The sequence below is a fragment of the Affinundibacterium seohonense genome (assembly GCF_014284305.1).
Classification (GTDB): Bacteria; Pseudomonadota; Gammaproteobacteria; order Burkholderiales; family Burkholderiaceae_D; genus Undibacterium; species Undibacterium seohonense.
The window spans coordinates 1-532 of the sequence record NZ_JACOFW010000084.1 but is presented as its reverse complement, the minus strand read 5'-3'; the positions used below and the strand labels follow the sequence as shown (position 1 = coordinate 532).

The following is a 532-nucleotide window of genomic DNA, read 5'->3' as shown; positions in this document are numbered from 1 at the left end:
ACCTGGTCAATTTTGGATGGGCGTCAACATTGCCGGCACCCCATTCGACATGAGAAATTCGAAATTCGAATTGTAATGAATTTCAAATTTCATCGGGATCGTCAACAAGGGGAGTTGGAAATGTGGCTGCAGAAAAACAGTGGTGGTATAGGCGCCTGGCGATCCTGGCTCATCGGTTACAATTACTTTGGCATTTCGCAATGGCTTGTTTGCATTGATGCTAATTGACGTATCGTCGAAAACGTAGTCGGAGATCCAATCATTTAAAGAATCCTCTACTTTGTCACGCGAGAGGAATCCGCCTAACTTGTTACGCATGATGATTTTGATGTAGTGCATGAAGCGAGATGCCGCTAGGACGTAGGGTAATTTTGCGCAGATTCTGGCATGTTCATTTGTGCTATTGTCGAAGTACTTCTTTGGTATGAAGCAGGTATTTGCACTGATAAAAGCAGCGTGTGTTGACCCTTTACAGTGGCAAAGCGGTATGAAGCCGAGATTCGTCAGTTCGTTCGCACGTCTATCCGTGATT

General features: G+C 44.9%; 1 protein-coding gene. It reads right to left on the bottom strand.

Going from position 1 to position 532, the window contains the following annotated elements; all coding sequences use genetic code 11:
* Nucleotides 1-6 precede the first annotated feature (6 nt).
* Nucleotides 7-532, bottom strand: a 526-nt coding sequence (locus tag H8K52_RS20650; protein WP_186924796.1) for a type VI secretion system contractile sheath domain-containing protein, incomplete at its 5' end; no start/stop codon positions are given.